The 1,993-nt window shown below is 39.5% G+C and carries 3 protein-coding genes and 1 pseudogene; all 4 read left to right on the top strand.

Going from position 1 to position 1,993, the window contains the following annotated elements; genetic code table 11:
• Positions 1-747, top strand: a 747-nt coding sequence (locus HF881_RS10585) for a DNA/RNA non-specific endonuclease (protein WP_240956810.1), incomplete at its 5' end; no start/stop codon positions are given.
• Between the two features lie 12 nt (positions 748-759).
• Positions 760-1,203 carry a hypothetical protein gene (locus HF881_RS10325; protein ID WP_169447410.1) on the top strand — a complete coding sequence of 148 codons (444 nt, stop codon included), beginning with the start codon at positions 760-762 and terminating at the stop codon, positions 1,201-1,203.
• Positions 1,204-1,269: 66 nt separating this feature from the next.
• On the top strand, positions 1,270-1,476 hold the full coding sequence (locus tag HF881_RS10320) for a hypothetical protein (RefSeq protein ID WP_240956809.1): 207 nt from the start codon (positions 1,270-1,272) through the stop codon (positions 1,474-1,476).
• Positions 1,473-1,993: pseudogene (locus HF881_RS10315) on the top strand (type IV secretion protein Rhs); the annotation flags it as partial. The gene HF881_RS10320 and the pseudogene HF881_RS10315, both read left to right, overlap by 4 nt.

Here is a 1,993-nt window from a genome sequence, read left to right as displayed (position 1 = left end):
AGCGATGGTTTGCGCCATGCAGATAATGTTTTAAGTGAAGCCGCACAGAACTTCCGTCTGAATATTGGGCTAGAGCCACAACTAGCAGATGGTGTTCTATCAAGTGGTGGAGGGAAGCTAACACATCTAGCAGATAATCTCAGTGCTTTCGCGAAGAATCTAGACGGTAGTGTGGATGATGTGATGGAATTGGGAGGTAAGAAAACTCCTAGACTAGGAGGTCAAACTGGAGGTGGGCTAGGAACATCGCAAACTAAACATTGGATAGAAGATGCTAGTGAGATCTTGAAAGATGGAAGTCATCTGGATGGAAAAGTTCCGAAACCTAATGTTGTATATGAGGCTGGAGAGCATAGCTATCTTTACCGTACTGATGAGGTGGGGCGTATTGATCGGGCGTATGCCGAAGATTTACAACTAAAACTCCATGAAGGTAGATTACCTCATAATTCGAATACTCCAGATAAAGAAATCGGGGATCATGCAGGACATATATTCGGCGATCTATTTGGTGGATCACCTGAGTTAGATAACCTTGTTTCACAAGCTAAAGATGTCAACTTAAAAGAATACCGTCGTATTGAACGTGATTGGGCAGATGCTTTAAAATCAAACCCACCAAAGAAAGTTGAAGTAGACGTTAAAATTAACTACGAGGGCTCTTCAATGAGACCAACTAGCTTTGAAGTTAATTATAAGATTGATGGGAAAAAATATAACGAAATAATTCCAAATATAAACAGATAAAGAGAGAATAATATGACACAATTTGAAGATAAATTTATGGAAATCCAGATTGATATGGTTTCGTTAGCAATGGAATATGTGCAAAATCAAGCAGATAAAATATTTATTTATTGCGTTGCTGATGGTTTTTATAGATTTGATGTTTTTTTTAAATCTAATAATCATTATCTGGATAGAGATGAGATTTCGGATTACCTACCTAATAAAATAGATAGTTCGGATGAAATTCAGTTTAGTCTATTAAGAATTGGTGCACAAGATATAAAAAGAATGGTTAAGCTTTGCCAAGAATACAATCGCGAACATCCAACTGAAATGTGGTTGATTTATGATGCTCAGAAAAACAGTCTTGATAGTCGCTATAGCTATGAAGGACGTTATGACAAGGATGAAGAATTGCTTCCACGTCTAGAGTTTGAAAAATGGTTTGAGGAAGTAAAAGAAAATCAGCTATAATATTTTTGATATTGGCACTTAATATTCATTTAAGTGCCTTTTCACAAATGAGAAGCTTCCAAGGCAATGGATCACTATTCTAAAATGCTCAATAAAGTGAATGAAGTTGGCGACCTATATCGGCGTGCCAATAGTGAAATTTTAAGTATGATGGGACAGTGGCTCCAACAAGATGCTCAGTTGAGAGATGATTTTCTAAATGGTCTTTCTTCTAATCCTACTCTGGTACAAAACTTAGAAACTCTGGGAATGATTCCGCGAGGTGACCAATGACCAAAGACGTAGAACTTCATTCATCGACCTGGAAGACGATGAAACAAGCCCTGACAGGACTTACTGAAACTGCTTCGGTATCTAGCAGTGGTTATATGAATTATACGAATCCATACTCTGGCTCCTATGGTGTCAGTAGGGGTTCTACAGGGTTTGGCAAGCGAGTAGAAGATTTAGTAAAGATCTCTGAGCAAGTCCAACGCTTGATAGCAGAAAAGGATACGGATGGTGTTGTGTCCTATAGCTATCACGATGACACAAGTACCGGACAAACTCTGCAATCCAAACTCTCCACCTTGGAGCGGTATGCAGGAAATGTTCCCACCTACATCAAGGATAAAATCGACCGCCCCTTCTATGAGGCTATGGACAAGGTAGGAGCCAAGCTCGAAGCCCTCAACATTCAACAGTATAAAACGACTAACAAGGTTGGTTATAAGCGAATTGAATCTGTGACAGATCCCTATGGCCATCCCGTCGGTACCAAGGAAGTCGTCCCCGCTGAGATTGGGATTGA

It is taken from the genome of Streptococcus sp. WB01_FAA12, from assembly GCF_012843315.1.
Lineage (GTDB): Bacteria > Bacillota > Bacilli > Lactobacillales > Streptococcaceae > Streptococcus.
Note: the sequence above shows the minus strand (reverse complement) of the source record. Positions and strands in the feature narration are given on the sequence as shown.

Excerpts from the sequence above, each read along its gene's own strand:
- HF881_RS10320 (WP_240956809.1), top strand. The coding sequence starts at position 1,270 with ATGGATCACTATTCTAAAATGCTCAATAAAGTGAATGAAGTTGGCGAC.
- HF881_RS10325 (WP_169447410.1), top strand. The coding sequence starts at position 760 with ATGACACAATTTGAAGATAAATTTATGGAAATCCAGATTGATATGGTT.